Below are 20,821 nucleotides of genomic sequence, written 5' to 3'. Positions count from 1 at the left end.
TGTCTGTATCACAGGCGCTTATTGCGCCGACCGAGCACAGAAAGACGGCCCCCAGGGTGCTTTTCAGCTTTTCTTTTATCGTTGTCAGACACATCGTTTCCCCCCTCATACCGGGCTGCTTCACCACTATTAGTTTCAGCCTCGCCCACAGGCGCAACACCGTGCTGCGCTGCATCTTCGCAATCACAGGCAGCCTTGAACAGCGCTCCAATAGTAACCCTGAGTTGTTCGCTGGCAAAATCTCGCGTATTGGCAAGGCGCCGCTCCACCTCGCTGTACCATCGCAACCCTGGCAGGTCCTCCGGAATGTCACCGGGTATCCACTGGGGGGTGAGCCAGGCGGTCAATTCCATCAGTGGAACAGTGTTCAGGTCGCGCATCAGGACATAATCATTCCTGTCGGTCCGGGTAAGAACGCCATGATCCTGCAGTACCTTGCTCAGGCGCCGCCACTGGCCAAACTTGATGCCCACCAGGGCAATATCCCGTTCGCGCAAAGGCTGCCCATGCCGGCCGCCGGTATACAGCTGCCAAAGTACAATCAGGGTTGCCACCAGGTCCGTATGCCGGCGCCCCTGAGTCGCCGACTGATACATTGAAAGGGTGCGCACAAGCACACAGCCCGCCAGCACCAGCATCCACATCAGATAAATCCACAGCAGAAACAGCGGCACAAAGGCAAAGGCCCCATAAATCGCCTGCACCGAACTGCGCGCAACAATGACTCCAAACAGGTATTTCATCACTTCAAAGGCGATTGAGGTAATAACACCACCTTCAATCCCGTGGCGCAGGGGCACGTAACAGTTGGGTACCGCGGTAAAAAGCAGGGTAAAGATGGCACTGGTAAAAATAAAAGGCAGCAGCCTCAACGCAACCGCCATCAAACCCAAACCATCCTCTCCGCCCAGAAACAGTTTCTGGGACAACAGATAGGTACTGGTGGCCAACCCCGCGCCCAACAGAATCGGCCCCAGGCTGAGTATCGCCCAGTAGAGCAGGAAACTGGAGACCCCACTGCGTCCACGGGATACATCCCAGATGGAATTGAAGGTTCCTTCGATACTGCGCAGCGTCAGTCCGGAAGTAATAATCAGCATGGCGATGCCCACACCGGTGAGGCGCTGGGCCTGGGTGGAAAAGCTGCTGATATATTCCTGCACCTCACGCCCGCTCTGGGGCACGAAGTGGGAAAAAATCTGTTCCTGCAACTTGCTCTGAAGGCCGGCAAAGTCCGGAAACAACGACAACATCGCATAGCTCACAGTCACCAGCGGTACTATCCCGAACAGGGTGATATAGGTGAGGGCCGCCGCGCTCCGCTGGCAGCCCTTCTCGTTGAACAGTGTCCACAGTGACACCGCAAAACGCCGCCAGTGATTCACCCAGTTCCGCATGGTGGTTCCCGTTTTGATATCTTGCGCTGTGCGAACGCTTGCACAACAGGGCAGTACTTGCCCAAGCTTAGAACTCCGCAAGGTTATTCGGTTAGAATACGCCAAACATTAACAGGATATCGCCAAGATGTGGACGATTTACCACAACCCTCGTTGTTCAAAATCCCGCCAGACCCTGCAGCTATTACAGGAACAAGGACTGGAGCCGGAAGTGGTCCTCTACCTGGAAACACCACCGTCGGTACAGATCCTCAAGGAGATAATTGCCAAGCTCGGCACCGGCGCACGTGACTTAATGCGTCACGGAGAGCCACTTTACAGGCAGTTGAACCTGCAAGACAAAACACTGAGTGAAGCACAGCTGATCAATGCAATGGTGCAGAATCCCATTCTGATCCAGCGCCCGGTTGTTGTTAAGGGCGAAAAAGCTGCCATCGGTCGCCCACCGGAAGCGGTACTGGAGCTGCTGTAATGGATGCGGGTTTACCGGCTGCCTATGTTCTAGTGCTCTATTACAGCCGCACCGGCGCCACTGAGCGTATGGGTGCAGAGCTTGCCCGCGGTGTGGAGTCATCGGGCATGACCGCACGCCTGCGCACAGTGCCCAGTGTATCTCCTGATACCGAGGCCAGCTTGGCGCCGGTACCCAGTGAGGGCGCCCCCTACTGTACATTCGAGGATCTGCGTCACTGCGCCGGCCTGCTCATGGGCAGCCCCACCCGCTTTGGCAATATGGCCTCACCGATGCGCTATTTCCTCGATCAAACCAGCGATCTCTGGCTGGAGGGCAGCCTGACTGGCAAGCCCGCCGCGGTATTTACCTCAAGCAACAGCCTGCACGGCGGGCAGGAGACCACGCTTATCTCCATGATGCTGCCATTGTTACACCACGGCATGCTGATCGCCGGTATCCCCTATTCCGAGGCGGGGCTGAATCGCACCCACACAGGCGGCACCCCCTACGGTGCCTCGCACTGGGCCAGAGACGGTACCAGCATACTGAGTGAGGATGAAATTACCCTGTGCCGGGCACTCGGTGCCCGCATCGGCAGGCTGGCCGGGGCTTTGCGACAAACACCAGCCAGTGGCGGGATTGGGGGCTCTCAGTGAACCATGCCGTGCAGTACAAGTTGAAAATGGCACTGATCATCAACTGGTTCTGTTATATCGGCCTGTTGGTGCTGTTTGCGGTGTGGAACCTGTTTTTGGAGGGCGGTTCCCTACCGCTGTGGTGCATACAGACCCTACCGCTACTGCTGGTGTTGCCCGGCCTGATTCAACAACGCTACCGCAGCTATCTATGGCTTTGTTTCATCCTGCTTTTGTACATCACCACCGGTATTGTCGACGTAATGATGCCTACACGCGGCTGGCAGGATGGCGCCATGCTGGTCTTAAGCCTTATTCTATTCTTTTCTGCAATGATGAGCAGTCGCTGGCATCGCCTGCAGTAGCCCCCTGGCGGACACCCTACCTATGATTCAAAAGAAAGATGCGCGAAAACGACTGAACCCCCAACGCGCTAAGGAGTTTTGAAGTTTGACTGATTCACCCCCCAAAAAAGGCCTAGTGCGCAGTTTTTTCAGTGCTATTGGCGCTTCCATTACTTGGTTGAGACGTGTGTTCACCAACCTGCTGTTCCTGTTGGTGCTCTTGTTTCTCGGTATCGCCATCTTCAGCAAGGACGACCAACTGGCAGTCCCCCAGGGCGCCGCTCTGCGCGTGGCGCCCAGCGGCTTTCTTGTGGATGAACTCTCCCAACCCGCCACGCTGCCAATCTTCCTGGGAGGCTCAAACAGCCCTATGGAGGTCCGCGTCAAAGATCTGGTCGATGCAATCGACCATGCCGCCAAGGACAAGCGCATCTCCTCACTGGTACTGGAAATGGATCAGATGGTGGGGGGCAGCCTCAGCAAACTGGACGAAATTGGCGCCTCTCTGCAGCGCTTTAAAGCCGCCGGCAAGCCCATTTACGCGGTGGGGGACAACTATACCCAGGCCCAGTATTTTCTCGCCAGCCACGCCGACAAGGTCTATCTAAACCCTATGGGCTCGGTGATACTCACCGGTTTTGGCGTCTACCGCAATTATGTAAAAAGCGCGCTGGACAAGCTGAAGGTGAATTTCCATGTGTTCCGTGTGGGGGATTACAAGGACTTTATCGAGCCCTACACCCGCGACAACATGTCCCCCGCCTCTCGCGAGAACAACCAGCGCTGGTTGCGCGAACTCTGGGGTGAATACACCGAGCAGGTGACCGGTCTACGCAACCTGCCCGCCGAGAGTATCGATTTGTTTATCGACGAGCTGCCTCAGAAGCTGTCGCAGCACGGGGGCAGCTGGGCCGAGGCGGCACTGGCCAATAAATTGGTGGATCAACTCGCCAGCCGCAACGAGGCCATGGAAGAACTGAAAAAAGCCATCGGCGAGGATGAAAAAAACAAACGCAGATACAAATCCATCGATGCCCTTAATTATCTGCGCAGCCACACCCTCGCCGACACCGCCAGGAAACTCCAGCAATCCAGCAAAGTCGGTCTAATCACCGCCAGTGGCACCATTGTCGATGGCCAGGCCCCCGCCGGCAGAATTGGCAGCAAGAGTCTGGGCAAGCTGATTGCCCAGGCGCGCGAGAAGAAAGTGGATGCCCTGGTACTGCGTATCGATAGCGGTGGCGGTTCCGCCTTCGCCTCGGAGGAAATTCGGCAGGAACTGCTAACCACCCGCGAAGCGGATATTCCAGTGGTGATTTCCATGGGCAGCGTGGCTGCATCTGGTGGATACTGGATCGCCACCGCTGGCGACCGCATCTGGGCTTCCCCCGCCACCATCACAGGTTCAATCGGCGTATTCGGCGCCTTCCCAACCTTTGAGGACTCCCTTGAATCCATCGGTATTTACACCGATGGCGTGGGCACCACGGACCTGGCCGGAAGCATGCGCCTGGACCGCCCCCTCTCGGAAGCGGCCGCCAGCATACTGCAACAGGGGGTCGACAACACCTACGCACGCTTTCTGCGCATTGTCGCCGAAGCCCGAGGCAGCACCCCGAAAGAAGTGCACAAAATTGCCCAGGGACAGGTGTGGACCGGGCGCGCCGCAAAGAAGCTGGGACTGGTGGATGACCTGGGCAATCTCAGTGATGCCGTCGCCGACGCAGCACAACTTGCTGGCGTTGAAGAATACGATATCGTAGAGATCCAGCGAGATATGACCCCAGGCGAAAAGTTTCTGCGTGCCCTGAGTGACAATGTGGACGCACAGCTCGCCGCACGCCTTGAAGCCAACCTGCCTTTAGGGGCTTGGTTGAACAGCGTACAGCCTGTGTTGGCGCCAATTGCCAAACTGCAAAGCTATCGCGACCCCCGCGCCCTTTATCTGCGCTGCCTGCCCTGCCAGGCGCCCTGAGTTCCGTAAGCCATCCCGTGCTGCGCCGGTTCAATGCCGGCGCTCACGCCCATAAAGCCCGCGCAATTCGGCCTTGGCCGCTTTCAGTACCCGGCGCCTGTGCGCAGGCAAGCGCTTGCCTGCACGATTGATATAGAACGTCAGCATAGCCATGGCGGAACGGTAGGGGTCAGATTTGCGCTGCCCACGGGTCTCGGCCGCCCTTTTCAATGTCCGCGCAATGGCTCTTGGGTCATCCAGGCTGAACAGTCCTTCGCCCAAATCCAAGGCATGACTGCTGCGCGTCACCCGCTCAGACCAATTGCTACTGGTATTTTTACTTTTCACCACACTCAACAAAAACCTCCAACAAACCGGGCTTCACTGCCAATAGTAGGGTGTGCGCTTGGCAGTTGCCCATGCTCTCTGACGGCTGTCATCACGCTGTACTATCGGGTACTTTTATTCGGCGCAGCGCCCCGCTTACCGCCGCCAGCACAAACGCCACAAAACTCAGGATACCAGCCCACAGCAGGGTGGTGAGAGGCGCTGCGTATTCGCTCAACACACCCGCCGCCAGAGCACCGAGCGCTGCAGAACCAAACAGGGCTAGCTGGTAAATGGATATGATCCGACTGCGGTAATCCGCCGGTGCCAGCAACTGGACGATACCGCGTCCCAACCCCGCAGAGGCCGCTGCAACAGCACCCCAGCAAAGGCACAGCAAGATCAGGCCCAGAGGCGTGGGTCCGAAACTAATGGCAACCAACAGAGCCGCACTGTAAAGCAGGCACATCAGGATACCCCGCCCCGGCTCCGGACCCTGGCCACGGCGTAACATGGTCACTGTGGCGGTGACCGTACCGGCCACAAAGGCCAGCTGTAGCGTTGCATAATAACTGGCGCCGCGACCGTAGCCCTCAGCCAGCAGTGGCAGCACTACCAGGAAAACGCCGATGTGCACAAACCCGTTAAACGCCATCAATGCTGTGAGTTCGCGGAGTACCGGACGCCGCCAGGTCTGCGAAAGACCGTCGAGAATCAGTGCATGCGGGCGTTGTTCCACCACAGCCACACTGACACCGCGCTCCCGAAGTGAGAGGAGGAAAACTGCAGAGAGCAGCAACGCCGCAATCTGCACCCCCAAAAGGGACCCCAGTCCCCACTGGTCAAAACGACTGGCCAGCAACATACCGGCAGCCTGGCCACCGTACTGGGCCAGCATCATCCAGGTAACCGTTGTCTGCACACACCGCTCCGATGACCGCCCCTTTGGATTGCGGGCACTGCGCTGTACCAGGTTGTCCCGTGACGGCTGTAAAAAAGCGCTGCAGATCCCAAGACAAATGCCATAGGCCAGCAGCACCGGCAAACTGATAACAAACAGGGTGAAGCACAGCAGCAGCGCTGTGTGGCACAAAGCCAGGCCGAAGCAGGCCAGCGCCGATACCACGGCGGGATCGCGCCGGTCCGCCACGGCACCCCCAAACAGCAGCAGGAGCAGATTCGGCAACAACACCGATGCCTGTACCCAACCCAATTGTAACGCCGGCAGATTCACCACCGTGAGGGCGATCCAGGGCAACAGGATCACCTGCAGACCGGTGGCCAGGGAAGTACCGCTGTAACCCAGGAGGAATCGCTGCAGCCTGAGCGGCATCTTGAGAGAGAGGTTGTCCAAGGATTAGTGCTCTGTCAGCGCCTGTCCATCGCGCGCGCGCTGGATCAATCCAGGCAACATAAGACGCCAGCGCAACAGCCGGCGCAAAGCGTTCAGCGCGGCCTGATCTTCACCGTAAGCCGCGCCCTCGAAAGCGTCGGTGACACCTTGGGCCAGGGCTGCTAGCTGCGGTCTGGCCTCGCCGATACGCTGCGCATAGTCCCGCGGTGTCTCGCCAGTGCCGCGCACCAATCCTGCGCGCGCCATACGCCGGCAGAATTTATCATAGAGGCGTTCTGCCGGGGACAGCTTGCCCCCCTGACCACCGCGCCAAATCCATAGCAGCAGACCCAGCAGTACCACTGCAGTCGGCACGGCGAGTAACAGCGCCATACGCAGCGGGGAAATCTTGCCCAACAGGCGTTGCAGATAATCCCGCTGCCTGTCCCCATCAAAGCTTACGACTGTCTGGTACCAACGGTAGTTGATCCTGTCCCACTGCAGGCGCAGTTTCATCAGAATATCCACACGGTGCCAGGGCAGCAGGGCATCCTGCATAAATTCTACACCTGCCGCACTTTCCAGGCCGTCGCGCACCCGTTCCGGTGCTACCGCCGCTGTCGGGTCAATCCGCTGCCAACCGCGCCCTTGGTACCAGACCTCCGCCCAGGCGTGGGCATCGTATTCCCGTACCAGCAGGTACTCCTCGCCGCTCACCCATTCCCCGCCCTGGTAGCCGGCCACCACCCGCGCCGGTACCCCCGCTGCGCGCATGGCAAAAACATAGCTGCTGGCAAAATGCTCACAGAAACCCTGGCGGCTGTCGAACAGAAACGCGTCCACACTATCGCTACCCAAAGCCGGGGGACTCAGTGTGTAGGTGAACTCGCGGTTGTAGCGCGCGAGCAACTGTGCGGAAATATCACTGGCACCCAGGCCCTGCCGGCGCAGGCGCGCCACCCACGCGCGAGTGCGCGCATTGCCGGTCGGAGGCAGCTGCAGATTGCGACGCCGCTCGGCGCTGCTGAGTGGCACCGGCGCAGGTTGGGAATCCCTGGGCCAGGAGCGCACGTCATAGGCAAAGCGGTTGAAAACCGGCGTGCGCTTGACCAAGCGATCATCGGTGGTGGCCCCCACCCCGGCACTGTCGGAAGCCGGGCGCGCCAGTGCGAACAGCCACGGGTCACGGCTCGCCTCCTGGATCACCTGGTAGCGATAGCGCGGGCCCACTTGTGGCAGGGACCGCTCACCGCTTTTCCAATACACCCGCCCCCCATTGCGGGGGTCGACAGCAAAACCCTGGCGCCAGGTGCGCCCATCGAATTCGGAGTAGACCAGCCCGCGCCAGTAGCGCTGTTCCGGCGGCGGTATGGGGCCGTCGAAAGCGATGCGCAACACCGGTTTGTCGGATTTGGACAGGCGGGTAAAATCCCCCGGCGCCATGGAATCGCTCACCCCGGTACGCCCCGCGGCAGTGTCCTGGGGCACAGACCAGAGTGGCCCCAGGCGCGGCATCGCCACAAACAGCAACAGCATCAGCGGTGCGGCCTGGGCCAGCAGACGGGTTGAGAGACCCAAGGCCCGGCGCGGGCGCGCACTGAAGCCCCCCAACTGTGCAGCTAATGCGGCTGTAATCACCACCACACAGAGCAGACCGTAGAGGGCAAATGGGATGGTCTGCTCCCGTACAAACAGTGTCGCCGCCACGAAATAGGCCAGCAGCAGACTGACAAAAGCGTCACGGCGGCTCACCAGCTCCAGGTTTTTCAGGGTGAGCGACAGCGCCAGCAGCGCCACCATGGGTTCCAGTGCAAACCAGCGTCGGTAGGATAGTGACAGTCCCGCTGTGGTCAGCAAAATCACCAGTAGTTTCAGGGTGCGTCCAGGCAGGTCGCGACGCCCACGGAAAACCTCCAGGCGCCAGTAAACTGCAAAAGCCCAGGCAAAGGGAATCCACAGGGGCAACTGGGTGAACTGGGGTAGCAGGGCGACAAACTGCGCGGTAAAAATCCACACCAGGCTCTCGAGGGGCAACCATTCCCTGGCGCTCGCCATCAGCTCCCCCACTTCGGAAACAGGGCCAGGGCTCGAAGTACCTGTTGCTGATGTTTCGGCCCCAGGGCAGGCGCAATACGGGTACCGGGCAGGCGCAGGCCGTAGGCAAGCTGCTGTCTCTCCGCCTGCAGCACCCAATGGCACAGGTTACTCAGGCGGGTTTCCACATCCCGCCCGTCGAGCAACTCCCAGTCCAGCCACAGACGCCCGTCAGTGCGGCTCTCGTACTCCTTGCTGTAGAGGTCGCGCCCGGCGGCGTATTGCTTCCAGGCCAGGTGGCGCAGTGAATCGCCGGGCTGGTACGGCTTGAGGGCGTTGAGGTCATCGTGCCCGCGGCGCACCTCGCCACTCTCGCCCTCACTCTGGGCGGCACCCACAGGGAGTGGACCGGCAGATACCGGCCGCGGGTACACCAGAAACTCGATATCCAGGTCGAGCCAACTCCAGCAGCAAAACAGGCCCAGGGGAAAGCGGCTCTCGATACGCAGGCGCGGAGCCTGTACCCGCCCCCGCGCCACCACGGGCATGGCAATGCAGACATCTGTGCCGGCTTGATCACACAGGTCCACATACCTCCCCTCTTCCGGCGGCCAACCCAGCTGTATCCACTCCCGTTTACGCTTGCCTTCGCGGCGGACATTGATATTCGCCTCGGTAAAATCCCCGGCAAAAGCCGGGCGGGTGCCCAGCAGTTGCAAATGTAAACCCGTCAGGTTGGCGAAGGTGTGTACCGGTAAAATCACAAAAGCACTAACCAGTAAAAAGGTCAGGGCAAATACCAGATTATTCTCGTAGTTGGTGGCCAGCAGCCACAACAGTGCGATCATCAGCAGGAACCCGAGCCCCGCGCGGGTGGGGAGAATAAACAGGCGGCGGTGATTGAGGGCGATGGCGCGGGCGCGGGGCGCACGCCGGTTGAGCCAGCGCTCGGCCAACGCGCGGAAAGGGTTACCTGCGGTATTGCGGGTCACACTCATCTGCTCAGGCCGCGATAATATCCACTTGGCGCATCAGGCGCTCCACCAGCTGGTCGCCATTGCCACTGTCGCTCTGCAGGCGGTGTCCGGCTACGGAGGGCAGAACCGCCTGTATATCCTCCGGCAGCACATGGCCACGGTTGTGGATCAGGGCCCAGGCTTTCGCCGCACACAACAGCGCCAGGGCACCCCGCGGCGACAGACCCACGGTGCAGTCGGGGCTCCGGCGTGTGTACAGTACCAGCCGCTCCAGGTAATCCAGCAGGCTTTCAGAGGTTTTCACCCGCCCCACCAGATGCTGCATTTTCTTCAGGGTGCTGATATCAATGCGCGGTTGTATTTCGGCCAGTTGCCGACGGGGGTCAGTGCCCAGGAACAGGGCCCGCTCCGCTTCACGGGTGGGATAGCCGAGGCTGATCCGCATCAGGAAGCGGTCCAGTTGGGATTCCGGCAGGGGAAAGGTACCCGACTGCTGCAGTGGGTTCTGGGTGGCGATGACAAAAAACGGCTGTGGCAGCATTCGCGTCTCACCATCGGCGCTGACCTGGCCCTCCTCCATGGCTTCCAGCAGGGCGCTCTGGGTTTTCGGCGAGGAGCGGTTGATCTCGTCGGCCAGCAGCACCTGGCTGAACACCGGGCCTTCATGGAAACGGAACTGGCTCGACTGCCGATCAAAAATCGACACACCGAGGATATCCGCCGGCAGCATATCGCTGGTGAACTGCACCCGCTTGTAAGAGAGACCCAGCACCTGCGCCAGCGCGTGCGCCAGGGTGGTCTTGCCCATGCCGGGCAGGTCCTCAATCAGCAGGTGGCCCCTGGACAGCAGGCAGGCCAGCGCCAGCTGTACCTGGCGCTCTTTGCCCAACAGGACACGGCCAACATCGGAAACGACGGCGGAAACTATTTTTTGCACGGCAAATCCATTACTGCTCAATATTGCTCTGGCCGTTTTGCGGCCCCGGTGTCGGCTCCCCCATTACCGGCAGGGACGGCCACCCAATCGCCCCTCCGGCACCGGTTGATGTCGCCCCACTATTCATCATAGGCGCAGGGGCCCCGCCCCCGCTGCGCTAGCGGTAAATCGCGACACTTACAGCCGGGACAACCCCCGCATCAGATCGCGCTTGAGGTCCTCTACATGCTCGAGCCCTACGGAGATGCGGATCAGGTTCTCCGTGATGCCGGCACGGTTTTTATCTTCTTCACTGAGGCGCCCGTGGGTGGTGGTGGCCGGGTGCACGATGGTGCTCTTGGCATCACCCAGGTTGGCAGTACAGGACAGGATTCTGCAGCTGTCGATCACTGTCCAGGCCTGCTCGCGACCACCGCGCACGGTAAAACTCAATACCGCGCCAAAAGCGGTCTGCTGCTCGCGGGCAAGTCGGTGCTGGGGATGTTTGGGCAGGCCGGTATAATTGACCCGCTGCACCACCTCCTGCTCGTCCAGCCACCAGGCCAGATCCAACGCGTTGGTACAGTGGGCCTGCATCCGCAGGTTCAACGTCTCCAGCCCCTTGAGGAACACCCAGGCGTTAAACGGACTCATACTGGGTCCGGCGGTGCGCAGGAAAACCACCAACTCGTCTATGACTGCCTCCCTGCCCACGGCGACACCGCCCAGGGCGCGCCCCTGGCCATCGAGGAACTTCGTGGCGGAGTGCACCACGAGATCGGCACCGAGCGCCAGTGGGCGCTGTAGGGCCGGGGTGCAGAAACAGTTATCCACCACCAGTAGTGCACCGGCACTGTGGGCCACTTCCGCCAGGGCGCGGATATCCGCCACCTCGCAAAGCGGGTTGGAGGGGGTTTCCATAAACAGCAGCCTGGTGGAGGCATCCACCGCCTGCTCCCACGCCTCCATATCGGTGAGATCCACATAGCGCACACCCACACCGAATTTTTCCATATAGCGCCCGAACAGCGCTGTGGTGGTGCCGAACACACTGCGGGAGCAGACCACGCTGTCGCCGCTTTGCAGCAGGGCCATGCAAATACTGAGAATGGCGGCCATGCCACTGGCCGTCGCCACCGCGGCCTCGCCACCCTCTAAAGCGGCGATGCGCGCTTCAAACATGCGCACGGTGGGGTTGGTATAGCGGGAGTAGACGTTTCCGGCACTCTCGCCGGAAAAACGCCTGGCGGCTTCCGCGGCGGAGGGAAAAACGAAGCTGGAGGTGAGATAGAGCGCCTCTGAGTGCTCCCCCTCCGGCGAGCGGACCTGCCCGGCGCGCACCGCCAGGGTTTCCAGAGCGTAACTGTCGTCTTCAAGCATATACCGCTTCCCGGTCAGTATTTACCGAAGCGGTCATCTTACCCGAAATGGTGCTCTATGGCGCCCTCTTCTGCTGTGAAGAGCGCGCTGGAGATCACCTACAGGGCACTGGTATCAACCTTTTTGTGCTTGGCGTCGTCGTTGCGCGCCGCGTGCAGGTCGTCGAGGTACTGATCGTCCACATCGCGGGTAATGTAGTTGCCGTCGAACACGGAGCAATCGAAACGGTCGATTTTCTGGTTACCGCTGCTGGAGCTGAGTACCAGATCCTCCAGATCCTGATAGATCAGCCAGTCGGCACCGATCTCCGCACAAATCTCCTCGGTGGTGCGGCCGTGGGCCACCAGTTCATTGGCGGATGGCATATCGATACCGTATACATTGGGGTATTTCACCGCGGGGGCGGCGCTGGCGAAATACACCTTCGCGGCACCGGCATCGCGGGCCATTTGTATAATTTGCTTGCAGGTGGTGCCGCGCACAATGGAGTCATCCACCAGCAGGACATTCTTGCCGCGGAATTCCAGTTCGATCGCATTGAGCTTCTGGCGCACGGATTTTTTGCGCTGCCTCTGTCCGGGCATGATAAAGGTACGGCCGATATAGCGGTTTTTCACCATACCTTCACGGAACTTCACACCCAGGCGGTGAGCCACTGTCTGGCCGGCAGTGCGGGCGGAATCGGGGATGGGGATCACCACATCGACATCGTGGTCCGGGCACAGGCGCAGAATTTTGTCTGCCAGGTGCTCGCCCTGGCGCAGGCGCGCCTTGTGTACAGACACACCGTCCATAATGGAGTCCGGGCGCGCGAAGTACACATGTTCAAAAATACAGGGAGTCAGATACGGGTCCCCGGCACACTGCTCGGAGTGCACTGTGCCGTCCAGCTCGATATAAATCGCCTCACCGGGCGCCACGTCCCGCACCAGGGTGTAACCGAGCACGTCCAGGGCCACGGATTCGGAAGCCACCATATACTCGGTACCCTTTTCCGTTTCACGTTTCCCATACACCAGCGGGCGGATGCCGTTGGGGTCGCGGAAGGCGACGATGCCGTAACTCACAATCAGGGCCACACAGGCATAGGCACCGCGCACGCGCTTATGCACACCGCGCATGGCAGTGAAAATATCATCCGCTTTGGGCTGCAGCTTGTGCAGTTTGTGCAGCTCGTGGGCAAAGACATTCAGCAGGACTTCGGAATCGGAATCAGTATTGATATGGCGCAGGTCCTGCTGGAAGATCTCGTCCACCACTTCTCGCATATTGGTCAGATTGCCATTGTGAGCCATGGCAATGCCGTAGGGGGAGTTCACATAGAACGGCTGCGCCAGTGCGGGACCGGAACTGCCCGCCGTGGGATAGCGCACATGACCAATGCCGAAATTACCCTTCAAACGCTCCATATGGCGCGCGCGGAATACATCGCGCACCAGACCATTGGCTTTCTGCTGGTTCAAGCGGTCATCGTCACAGGTCACGATGCCGGCGGCATCCTGCCCCCGGTGTTGCAATAGGGTGAGGCCATCATAGAGCTGCAGATTGACGTCACTCTTACCGACGACACCGATAATACCACACATAGTTTTGACCTTACTTGATCGAGAAAGCGGCGCTAGCAGCCGATTAAAACAACGTTACGAAGAAGTCCATGACGGACTTGGCCAGCGCCCGCGTACTGCCCTCGAACTCAAGGAAATGGGCAATCAACACCGAATCCCCCCACCAACTGTCCTGTTCCACCGGTACCAGCGCCGGCGCCAGTATCAATAGGGCCATCACTACAATACTGCCACGCACCAGGCCAAACAGCACCCCCAGCACCCGGTCGGTGCCGGATAAACCGGTGGACTCGACAAAAGCGGAGAGCATCGTATTCAGACCGGCACCAACTAATAGCGTGCCGAAAAACAGGATGGCAAAAGCGGTAATCACCTGCAGGGAAGGGGTATCGACGAGATTGGAAAGCAGTGGCGCCAACTGGTCTCGAAACAGCATGGCGACAATAAAAGCGGCGACCCAGGTGAGTAGTGACAGGGTTTCACGCACAAAACCCCGACCGAGCCCGATGAGCGTGGAGATACCCACAATTGCCAGAATGATCCAGTCAGCCCAATTCATTCAACCCACCTGCGTGGCGGCTGTTGCCGCAAAGAGCGCGCATTCTAACTTATGGGACCAAGCGCGTGAAGCTGTAGGCCAACCCACTGGAATTTAATCCCCCAGGAACAAAGCTCCTTGGGCGATTCGCCATACAGCCATGAGTTTTTACCGAATAAAAATGCAAACACACAACCGCAAACCGGTGCCCTCACACCCTGCTGATGCCCAGGCAGAGGGGGGTACCGCGATCATATATGTACAGAACCTTAAAAACGCAGAATCAGGGTTTGCGTCTGCAGCAAAGTATCCAGTTTGCGTTTCAGGACCTGGGCATCCGCCTTATTGATCTTGGGCCCGACAAAGACCCGCACCAGACGCCCCTTGTCGGTCTGCACAGTGCGAGTGTAGGCCCGGTAACCTTTATCCATCAAGCGTATACGCAGTTGCTCCGCCCGAGTGGCCTCCCGATAAGAGGCCACCTGTACAACCCAGGCCATTGGCAGGCCCTGGGCATCCGCCAGGGGCGAAGCGCCCTTGCTGGGAACAGTGGAGGTATTGGTGCTGAGTGCAGGGCTGTCCTGGGCCTGTTTGTCGGCAGGCGGAGAACCGGTGTTCTGTTCAGCCAGCGCCGGCGGATTGGAAAACTGCTCGGGCACAGCCGGTTGGAAGGCCGCCTCAGGCGCGGGCGCCGGGGCCACATCCACCACAGGCTCCGGCTTGGCAATCTCGATGGGGTGAATATCCGGTTCTGAGGGAATCTGGCTCACTTCACTGATATAGCCTTTCGCGGCTTCGCGATCCAAAAGGCTCGGCAGGAAGATCACAGCGAGAGCGACAAGCACCAGCGCACCGACAATACGCTGCTTGAAACCGTCATTCAGCCGTCCCCTAGGAGAGGACTTGTCCTCGCAATTCTCCATTACCCTCGTCTCGTATCTGCTGCAGAACTTCCGCCACAGTAAAGAAGGATCCAAATACAAGCAACCTGTCCTGCGGCCCTATAGTCAGCAGCAGCTGTTGCAACCCAGTGGCAACCGTTGGACAGCGGCTATCCACTTTCGTTACCTCAATACCCGCCGCTCGCAGACCAGAACAGAGAGCCCCTGCCCCCGCAGCGCGGATATTGTCCGGCAACAATGCCGGGTGCCATCGGTCTACCAGGAGTGTCAGTGGGGCAAACAGACCACTCAGGTTCTTATCCGCCATGGCTGCCACCAGGGCATGGGTCTCCCCCGTCACCCGGTGGGATTCCAGCCAGCGCGCCAGGTGAGCCGCAGCGGCGGGGTTGTGGCCAACATCCAGCAACAAGGTGCGTTCACGCCACTGCACCTGCTGACAGCGTCCCGGCAGTGCTATACGGGACAATACGGCCCCGATGCCCTGTTGTGGCAATGCATTGAGCAGTGCCAGGGCAGTGATTGCAGCAGCAGTGCTGGCATAGGACAAGTTGATGGGCGGGATTGTCAGCGTCAGCGCGCCAAACCGATAGAGGCCCCCGCCACTGCCAGCCGCTACAGTGAAATCCCGATCAATAAAGTAGCTGAAACCAGCGAGATTTTCCGCTGCGGACACAACGGATCGCGGCGGTGCCCTGTCCGCACAGACAAAGGGGATACCCGGTCGCAAAATTCCGGCCTTTTCGCTCCCAATCATTTCCCGATCGCTGCCCAGCCAGTCCTCATGATCCATGGCCACACTGGTGATAATAGCCAGATCCGTATCCACCAGATTGACCGCGTCCAGGCGCCCCCCGAGGCCCACTTCCAGCAGTGCGAACTCGATGCCGGCACGCTGGTAAAGCCACAGGGCCGCCAGGGTGGTGAACTCAAAGTAGGTCAGGCTGGTCTCGCCACGGGCGGCCTCCACCACTTCGAAGGCCCTGACCAGGTCTTTATCAGGCACCGCTCTGCCATTGATGCGCACCCGTTCATTAAAGCGCAACAGATGCGGAGAGCTGTAAGCGCCAACAGATCGACCGGCGCTGCACAGAAGGGCTTCCATCACAGCCACACAGGTTCCCTTGCCATTGGTTCCGGCAACCGTAATCACCGTGGGTGCGGGCTTCTGTACGCCCAAAGCCCTGGCCACACGGGAGACGCGCTCCAGACCCAGCTCGATTTCAGTGGGATGCAAGCGCTCCAGGCGGGAGAGCCAGTCTTGTAATGAGAGCATCGTTGGGCAAGTCACAAGGGGGGCCAGCGCAGTTGTAAAAACGATCGGCACAGCGGCCGCCTGGCCACGACATAACCGGGCATCAATGGCCGCTCAGCTTTCCCAGCAGGCGCGATACCGTTGACCGCATCTCCCTGCGCGGAATGATCAGATCGATCGCGCCGTGCTCCAGCAAAAACTCACTGCGCTGGAACCCTTTGGGCAGCTTCTGGCGAATAGTCTGCTCAATGATATTGGGCCCGGCAAAACCGGCGCGGGCACCGGGCTCAGCTGCGTTGATATCCCCCAGCAGCGCCAGGGATGCGGAGACACCGCCGTAGACCGGATCGGTCATAATGGAGATATAGGGCACCCCCGCCATCTTCAGCTTTTCAAGCACCGCGGAGGTCTTTGCCATCTGCATCAATGAGATCAACGCCTCTTGCATCCGCGCGCCGCCGGTCGCAGAAAAGCACACTAGCGGTATCCGCTCCTCCAGGGCACGCTGGGCCGCACGGGTAAATCGCTCTCCCACCACATAGCCCATGGAACCGCCGTGAAAAGCGAACTCAAACGCCACTGCAACCAGTGGTGCCCCCTCCAGGGTACCCAGCATGGCCACCAGCGCGTCCTTTTCCCCGGTAGATTTTTGCGCTTGCACCAGGCGGTCCTTGTATTTCTTCACATCCTTGAACTTCAGGCGATCCACGGGTAGCACATCGCTGGCCAGTTCCTCCCGTCCCGCCTCGTCGAGAAAGATATCCAGCCGGCGTCGGGCACCAATGCGCATATGGTGATTACACTTGGGGCAAACATCCAGATTGCGCTCCAGCTCCGGGCGATAAAGCATCGCATCACACTTGACACACTTTCTCCACACACCCTCCGGCACCTTGCTGCCGCCGGTGCGGCGCTCGGTGCGAATGACAGCGGGAACAATCTTCTCTAACCAGCTCATCTCGTTTCCAAATCCGGATGCTTCCAGTAGGCCGGTGCATTGTACCGACCGGTGAGTTTCAGGCTGCGAATTAAAACACTAAGTCGAACACCAAACCCGGCCACATCAGCCGCTGTTTTTGGCTTTTTGGCCAGTCCTGTGCCTAAACACAGGACCGCGCTTACCGGTCCAGGGCCTGGCGTATTTCGCCGACAATCGCCCCAACCCGCTCCCTCGCGGCTGTCGCGTCCGGTGCCCTACCAATCGCCGACACCAATACGCTGCCCACGACCGCACCCTCACCGTAGGCGCTGACAGCCTGCGCCGATGCGCCATCCTTGATACCAAAGCCCACGCACAGGGGCAGGCCGGTAAAACGGCGAATATGGGCTAACTGATCACGTACAGAGTCCAAGTCCAGATGGCCGGCTCCGGTAACCCCTTTTAGGGATACATAGTAAACAAAACCACTGGCCAGCGCGGAAATCTCCCGGATACGCGCATCACTGGTGGTGGGCGTCAGCAGGAAAATAGTGCGCAGACCGCGCTCCGCCAACAGCGCATTGAGTGGCCCCGCTTCCTCCGCCGGCAAATCCACGGTGAGCGCGCCGTCAACTCCGGCCTCACAGGCGGCATCGGCAAAGGCGCGCTCACCCATGCGCTGGATGGGGTTGGCGTAGCCCATCAGGATCACCGGAGTCACATCATCCCTCTGGCGAAATTCCTGCACCAGTGCCAGGCACTTGCGTAGCGAGGCGCCATTGGCCAGGGCCCGCTCATGGCCTTTCTGGATCACTGGCCCCTCCGCCATGGGGTCGGAAAAAGGCACCCCCAACTCAATCACATCCGCGCCACTCGCCACCAACTGGTGCATCAAGGGAACTGTATTCCCGAGCCCGCCATCCCCGGCAACGAGGTAAGTTACCAGGGCCTTGCGGCCCTCCCTGCCCAGCGCAGCAAAGCGGCGATCAATTCTGTTTTGTTCTATCACATGTATTCCCTGAGCTACTCCCGGCCTGATACCAGGGCATTCAATCGATTTTGCGCACCCCAAACCGGCACTGTAAAGTGGTTTTGGAATGGTTAAACCTCAATCCCGTCGATTGCGGCAACGGTAAAAATATCCTTGTCGCCGCGACCGGAGAGGTTCACAACGATATTCTGCTTCGGTGCCATAGTAGCCGCCAGTTTCAGCGCGTAAGCCACCGCATGGCTGGACTCCAGCGCCGGCAGTATGCCCTCGGTACGGGTGAGGCGCCGGAAAGCGTCGAGCGCCTCTGTATCATCAGCGGTGACATAGTGGACCCGCCCGATATCCTTCAGCCAGGCGTGTTCTGGACCCACCCCCGGGTAGTCGAGCCCCGCAGATACCGAATGGGTCTCGATAATCTGGCCGTCCTCATCCTCCATCAGGTAAGTGCGGTTACCGTGCAGCACTCCGGGAATACCGTCATTCAGGGGGGCCGCGTGCCGACCGGAAGCCAGCCCCTCGCCACCGGCCTCGACGCCATACATCTGCACTTCGGCCGCATTCAGGAAAGGGTGAAACAGACCGATGGCATTAGACCCGCCGCCAACGCAGGCCACCAGGGCATCGGGCAAGCGGCCAAACTGCACCAGACTCTGGCTGCGCGCCTCACGGCCGATAATGGCGTTGAAATCCCGCACCAACTGCGGGTACGGATGGGGGCCTGCTGCGGTGCCGATGATATAAAAAGTATTATCCACATTGGTGACCCAGTCGCGCATGGCCTCATTCATGGCGTCCTTGAGGGTTTTGGAACCGGATTCCACCGGCACCACTTCGGCGCCAAGCAACTTCATACGGTATACATTGGGGGACTGGCGCTTTACGTCTTCCGAGCCCATATACACGGTGCACTGCAGCCCAAGGCGCGCGGCGACCGTAGCCGACGCCACACCGTGCTGGCCAGCCCCGGTCTCGGCAATGACCCGGGTCTTGTCGCTGTGCTTGGCCAGCAGGGCCTGACCAACCGTATTGTTTATCTTGTGCGCACCGGTGTGGTTGAGATCTTCGCGTTTAAGCCAGATCCGCGCGCCACCGGCCTGTTCTGACAAGCGTTCGGCAAGATACAGCGGCGATGGCCGCCCTACATAGTGGGCCAGATCGCGGTCAAAGGCGGCGATAAATTCCGGATCCTCTTTCAGGCGACTGTACATCGCCTGCAATTCATCCAGTGCGCTGACCAGCGTCTCCGAAACAAAGCGGCCGCCATAGGGGCCGAAATGCCCGCTAGCATCCGGAAAAGTGGAGAAATCAATAGCATCTGGCTTATTCACATTACTACTCCGTCGATCTCTGGGGTATTTTATTCCCCACCTGCAAAGGGTTTGCCCTGAACCCTGAATGTCACCTGTAAAGACTGGCGCAGAGGCGTGGATCTGCTGGTCTTTTCAGCCCCGCGCCGGCTGCGGCCGGCCGCACTGCCCAGTGCCACTTATCGAGCCCTGGTTTACCGGCCTAGTGGCCCTTCGCCGCACGGATAAAGGCACTGACTTTGCGCGAGTCTTTTAGGCCCGGCGACTGCTCTACCCCACCACTGACATCCACCCCCTGGGGGCGGGCAGCAGCGATTGCCGCAGCGACATTCTCCGCCTTCAGGCCACCGGCGAGGACAATCGGGCAGCCGCTGTTTTGCGGCACCCTGTCCCAGTCAAAGGTCGCTCCGGTGCCTCCGGGAACACCTGGGCAATAGGCGTCCAACAGGAAGCCCCGTGCCTTGGGATGTTGTGCCATTGCTGCGGATACATCCAGACCCTCTCTCATACGCAGGGCCTTGATATAGGGCCGTCGAAACTGCTCACAATAGCGCGCGCCTTCCTCGCCATGGAACTGCAAGAGGTTGAGCGGTACACACTCCAGTGCCTGGTCCACCTCGCTCTGGGCAGCATCCACAAACAGGCCGGTGAGGGTAACAAAGGGAGGCACCGCAGCGGCAATAGCAGCAGCAGTCTGAAAGCCAATATAGCGCGGGCTCGCCTTGTAGAACACCAGACCCAGCGCATCCGCACCGGCATCAACAGCCCCAAGGGCATCCTCAACACGGGTTATGCCGCAAATCTTTACTTGCATCGTTTAACCTGAAGCCATCCGGGCGGCCAACAGAAATGGGGGATTCGGGATACTAGCAGATTGGTACAGGGCCTGAAACGGGGTCTTGGATACACGCTTTCATTCTGCCCTCCCCATCTCCAGCCCCCCACGCCTCATTCCTTGCTGATCATAGACCCCCACGGCTCATGACAATCGGAACATGGGGATTTGACATTCCAGCGCGGGAGCATATCAACCCCCAGTTGCGCAGGGCCAATGATATTGATTCACGATAGCCTGTGAGCTGCATCGGTTGGACCACTGCTTTGTAGACCACTTGTATACAAAAAATACCATACCCGAAACACGCCAATAGAAACACTTTGCGATTTTCTGCCAAATTCGTCAGTCTAGGGAAAATGCAGCCGCTTGCGCGGTGTAGTCCTTGGCTGTCTACGGTGGTCACTCCCCTCTCGCAGGTGGGCGAACACCACCCGGCGAGGATAGGGTAAGCCCTGAAGGAAAGGGGCTGGGACCCACAAATATTTTTAAGGACTAAGCAATAAAGATTGTTGGTTACTGCTCTACGTAAACTGTTAACAAACGGCTGTTGTCGCCCCTTCGGCTCTGACACGCCCTTTCCGCTGCTTCGCAGTTCCAAGTCCGTCCCAAAGTCAGGCAATTAAATTTCAATGAACTAGAGAAAAAAATGAAAAGAAAATCAACAGTATTACTTTTATTGAATGTTTTGTTAAATAGTTTGGGTGCGCAAGCAATCGAAAAGTCAGGTCCTGGCACGGTAGATAGATTGGCATCGTATT

The 20,821-nt window shown here is 59.4% G+C and carries 19 protein-coding genes; 4 read left to right on the top strand and 15 right to left on the bottom strand.

The features are described 5' to 3' along the window. Positions 1-8: 8 nt before the first annotated feature. Entirely contained in the window at positions 9-1,397 is a 1,389-nt protein-coding gene (locus Q5Y71_RS09390; protein WP_306041905.1) for a YihY family inner membrane protein, read from the bottom strand. A gap of 127 nt (positions 1,398-1,524) precedes the next feature. Here Q5Y71_RS09390 and arsC point away from each other — a divergent pair, with 127 nt between their 5' ends. The 4 genes from arsC to sppA all read left to right on the top strand — a co-directional run bounded on the left by arsC (position 1,525) and on the right by sppA (position 4,805). Beyond that, positions 1,525-1,869, top strand: a complete 345-nt coding sequence (gene arsC, locus Q5Y71_RS09385) for an arsenate reductase (glutaredoxin) (RefSeq protein WP_306041902.1) — start codon at positions 1,525-1,527, stop codon at positions 1,867-1,869. Beyond that, on the top strand, positions 1,869-2,507 hold the full coding sequence (wrbA, locus tag Q5Y71_RS09380) for an NAD(P)H:quinone oxidoreductase (RefSeq protein ID WP_306041900.1): 639 nt from the start codon (positions 1,869-1,871) through the stop codon (positions 2,505-2,507). Before arsC ends, wrbA begins: the two co-directional genes overlap by 1 nt. Continuing rightward, complete coding sequence (locus Q5Y71_RS09375; protein WP_306041898.1) at positions 2,504-2,851, top strand: DUF2069 domain-containing protein; 348 nt, start codon at positions 2,504-2,506, stop codon at positions 2,849-2,851. Before wrbA ends, Q5Y71_RS09375 begins: the two co-directional genes overlap by 4 nt. 85 nt (positions 2,852-2,936) lie before the next feature. Beyond that, positions 2,937-4,805: a signal peptide peptidase SppA gene (gene sppA / locus Q5Y71_RS09370; RefSeq protein WP_306041896.1), complete on the top strand. Its 1,869-nt coding sequence runs from the start codon at positions 2,937-2,939 to the stop codon at positions 4,803-4,805. Between the two features lie 30 nt (positions 4,806-4,835). Here sppA and Q5Y71_RS09365 read toward each other — a convergent pair whose 3' ends face one another. From Q5Y71_RS09365 to Q5Y71_RS09300, 14 genes are all read right to left on the bottom strand, one after another. Continuing rightward, positions 4,836-5,135, bottom strand: a complete 300-nt coding sequence (locus Q5Y71_RS09365) for a DUF3175 domain-containing protein (protein ID WP_306041959.1) — start codon at positions 5,133-5,135, stop codon at positions 4,836-4,838. Between the two features lie 88 nt (positions 5,136-5,223). After that, on the bottom strand, positions 5,224-6,465 hold the full coding sequence (locus tag Q5Y71_RS09360; protein ID WP_306041895.1) for an MFS transporter: 1,242 nt from the start codon (positions 6,463-6,465) through the stop codon (positions 5,224-5,226). 3 nt (positions 6,466-6,468) lie between these two features. Then, positions 6,469-8,499, bottom strand: coding sequence for a DUF3488 and transglutaminase-like domain-containing protein (locus Q5Y71_RS09355; protein ID WP_306041893.1), 2,031 nt, complete (start codon positions 8,497-8,499; stop codon positions 6,469-6,471). Further along, on the bottom strand, positions 8,499-9,476 hold the full coding sequence (locus Q5Y71_RS09350; protein WP_306041891.1) for a DUF58 domain-containing protein: 978 nt from the start codon (positions 9,474-9,476) through the stop codon (positions 8,499-8,501). Before Q5Y71_RS09350 ends, Q5Y71_RS09355 begins: the two co-directional genes overlap by 1 nt. Before the next feature lie 4 nt (positions 9,477-9,480). After that, positions 9,481-10,392 (bottom strand): MoxR family ATPase, encoded by a 912-nt coding sequence (locus Q5Y71_RS09345; RefSeq protein ID WP_306041889.1) that lies wholly within the window; start codon positions 10,390-10,392, stop codon positions 9,481-9,483. Between the two features lie 177 nt (positions 10,393-10,569). Beyond that, the gene (locus tag Q5Y71_RS09340; protein WP_306041887.1) at positions 10,570-11,751 is read right to left on the bottom strand and encodes an O-succinylhomoserine sulfhydrylase; all 1,182 of its coding nucleotides are present in this window, start codon (positions 11,749-11,751) and stop codon (positions 10,570-10,572) included. A 98-nt stretch (positions 11,752-11,849) separates the two neighbouring features. Beyond that, positions 11,850-13,337, bottom strand: coding sequence for an amidophosphoribosyltransferase (gene purF / locus Q5Y71_RS09335; protein ID WP_306041886.1), 1,488 nt, complete (start codon positions 13,335-13,337; stop codon positions 11,850-11,852). A gap of 43 nt (positions 13,338-13,380) precedes the next feature. Further along, on the bottom strand, positions 13,381-13,875 hold the full coding sequence (locus Q5Y71_RS09330) for a CvpA family protein (protein ID WP_306041884.1): 495 nt from the start codon (positions 13,873-13,875) through the stop codon (positions 13,381-13,383). 248 nt (positions 13,876-14,123) lie between these two features. Beyond that, positions 14,124-14,777 (bottom strand): SPOR domain-containing protein, encoded by a 654-nt coding sequence (locus Q5Y71_RS09325; RefSeq protein ID WP_306041883.1) that lies wholly within the window; start codon positions 14,775-14,777, stop codon positions 14,124-14,126. Next, positions 14,746-16,029 (bottom strand): bifunctional tetrahydrofolate synthase/dihydrofolate synthase, encoded by a 1,284-nt coding sequence (gene folC, locus Q5Y71_RS09320; RefSeq protein ID WP_306041880.1) that lies wholly within the window; start codon positions 16,027-16,029, stop codon positions 14,746-14,748. The genes Q5Y71_RS09325 and folC overlap by 32 nt, the downstream gene beginning before the upstream one ends. A gap of 82 nt (positions 16,030-16,111) precedes the next feature. Beyond that, positions 16,112-16,966, bottom strand: coding sequence for an acetyl-CoA carboxylase, carboxyltransferase subunit beta (gene accD / locus Q5Y71_RS09315; RefSeq protein WP_306041878.1), 855 nt, complete (start codon positions 16,964-16,966; stop codon positions 16,112-16,114). A 160-nt stretch (positions 16,967-17,126) separates the two neighbouring features. Then, on the bottom strand, positions 17,127-17,936 hold the full coding sequence (trpA, locus tag Q5Y71_RS09310; protein WP_306041876.1) for a tryptophan synthase subunit alpha: 810 nt from the start codon (positions 17,934-17,936) through the stop codon (positions 17,127-17,129). Positions 17,937-18,028: 92 nt separating this feature from the next. Then, positions 18,029-19,246, bottom strand: coding sequence for a tryptophan synthase subunit beta (gene trpB, locus Q5Y71_RS09305; RefSeq protein ID WP_306041875.1), 1,218 nt, complete (start codon positions 19,244-19,246; stop codon positions 18,029-18,031). Positions 19,247-19,427: 181 nt separating this feature from the next. Next, a complete protein-coding gene (locus Q5Y71_RS09300; protein ID WP_306041873.1) occupies positions 19,428-20,039 on the bottom strand; it encodes a phosphoribosylanthranilate isomerase in 612 nt (203 codons plus the stop codon). Positions 20,040-20,821: the final 782 nt, after the last annotated feature.

This window comes from Microbulbifer sp. 2205BS26-8 (assembly GCF_030731025.1).
In the GTDB taxonomy this organism is placed as follows: Bacteria; Pseudomonadota; Gammaproteobacteria; order Pseudomonadales; family Cellvibrionaceae; genus Microbulbifer; species Microbulbifer spongiae.
This window is presented reverse-complemented; position numbering and strand designations above follow the sequence as displayed.

What these genes read in the sequence shown, in the direction of transcription:
- Q5Y71_RS09325 (WP_306041883.1), bottom strand. Translation starts at nt 14,777, where the DNA reads ATGGAGAATTGCGAGGACAAGTCCTCTCCTAGGGGACGGCTGAATGAC.
- Q5Y71_RS09340 (WP_306041887.1), bottom strand. Translation starts at nt 11,751, where the DNA reads ATGCTTGAAGACGACAGTTACGCTCTGGAAACCCTGGCGGTGCGCGCC.
- accD (WP_306041878.1), bottom strand. Translation starts at nt 16,966, where the DNA reads ATGAGCTGGTTAGAGAAGATTGTTCCCGCTGTCATTCGCACCGAGCGC.
- Q5Y71_RS09330 (WP_306041884.1), bottom strand. Translation starts at nt 13,875, where the DNA reads ATGAATTGGGCTGACTGGATCATTCTGGCAATTGTGGGTATCTCCACG.
- Q5Y71_RS09390 (WP_306041905.1), bottom strand. Translation starts at nt 1,397, where the DNA reads ATGCGGAACTGGGTGAATCACTGGCGGCGTTTTGCGGTGTCACTGTGG.
- arsC (WP_306041902.1), top strand. Translation starts at nt 1,525, where the DNA reads ATGTGGACGATTTACCACAACCCTCGTTGTTCAAAATCCCGCCAGACC.
- wrbA (WP_306041900.1), top strand. Translation starts at nt 1,869, where the DNA reads ATGGATGCGGGTTTACCGGCTGCCTATGTTCTAGTGCTCTATTACAGC.
- folC (WP_306041880.1), bottom strand. Translation starts at nt 16,029, where the DNA reads ATGCTCTCATTACAAGACTGGCTCTCCCGCCTGGAGCGCTTGCATCCC.
- Q5Y71_RS09300 (WP_306041873.1), bottom strand. Translation starts at nt 20,039, where the DNA reads ATGCAAGTAAAGATTTGCGGCATAACCCGTGTTGAGGATGCCCTTGGG.
- purF (WP_306041886.1), bottom strand. Translation starts at nt 13,337, where the DNA reads ATGTGTGGTATTATCGGTGTCGTCGGTAAGAGTGACGTCAATCTGCAG.
- Q5Y71_RS09355 (WP_306041893.1), bottom strand. Translation starts at nt 8,499, where the DNA reads ATGGCGAGCGCCAGGGAATGGTTGCCCCTCGAGAGCCTGGTGTGGATT.
- Q5Y71_RS09350 (WP_306041891.1), bottom strand. Translation starts at nt 9,476, where the DNA reads ATGAGTGTGACCCGCAATACCGCAGGTAACCCTTTCCGCGCGTTGGCC.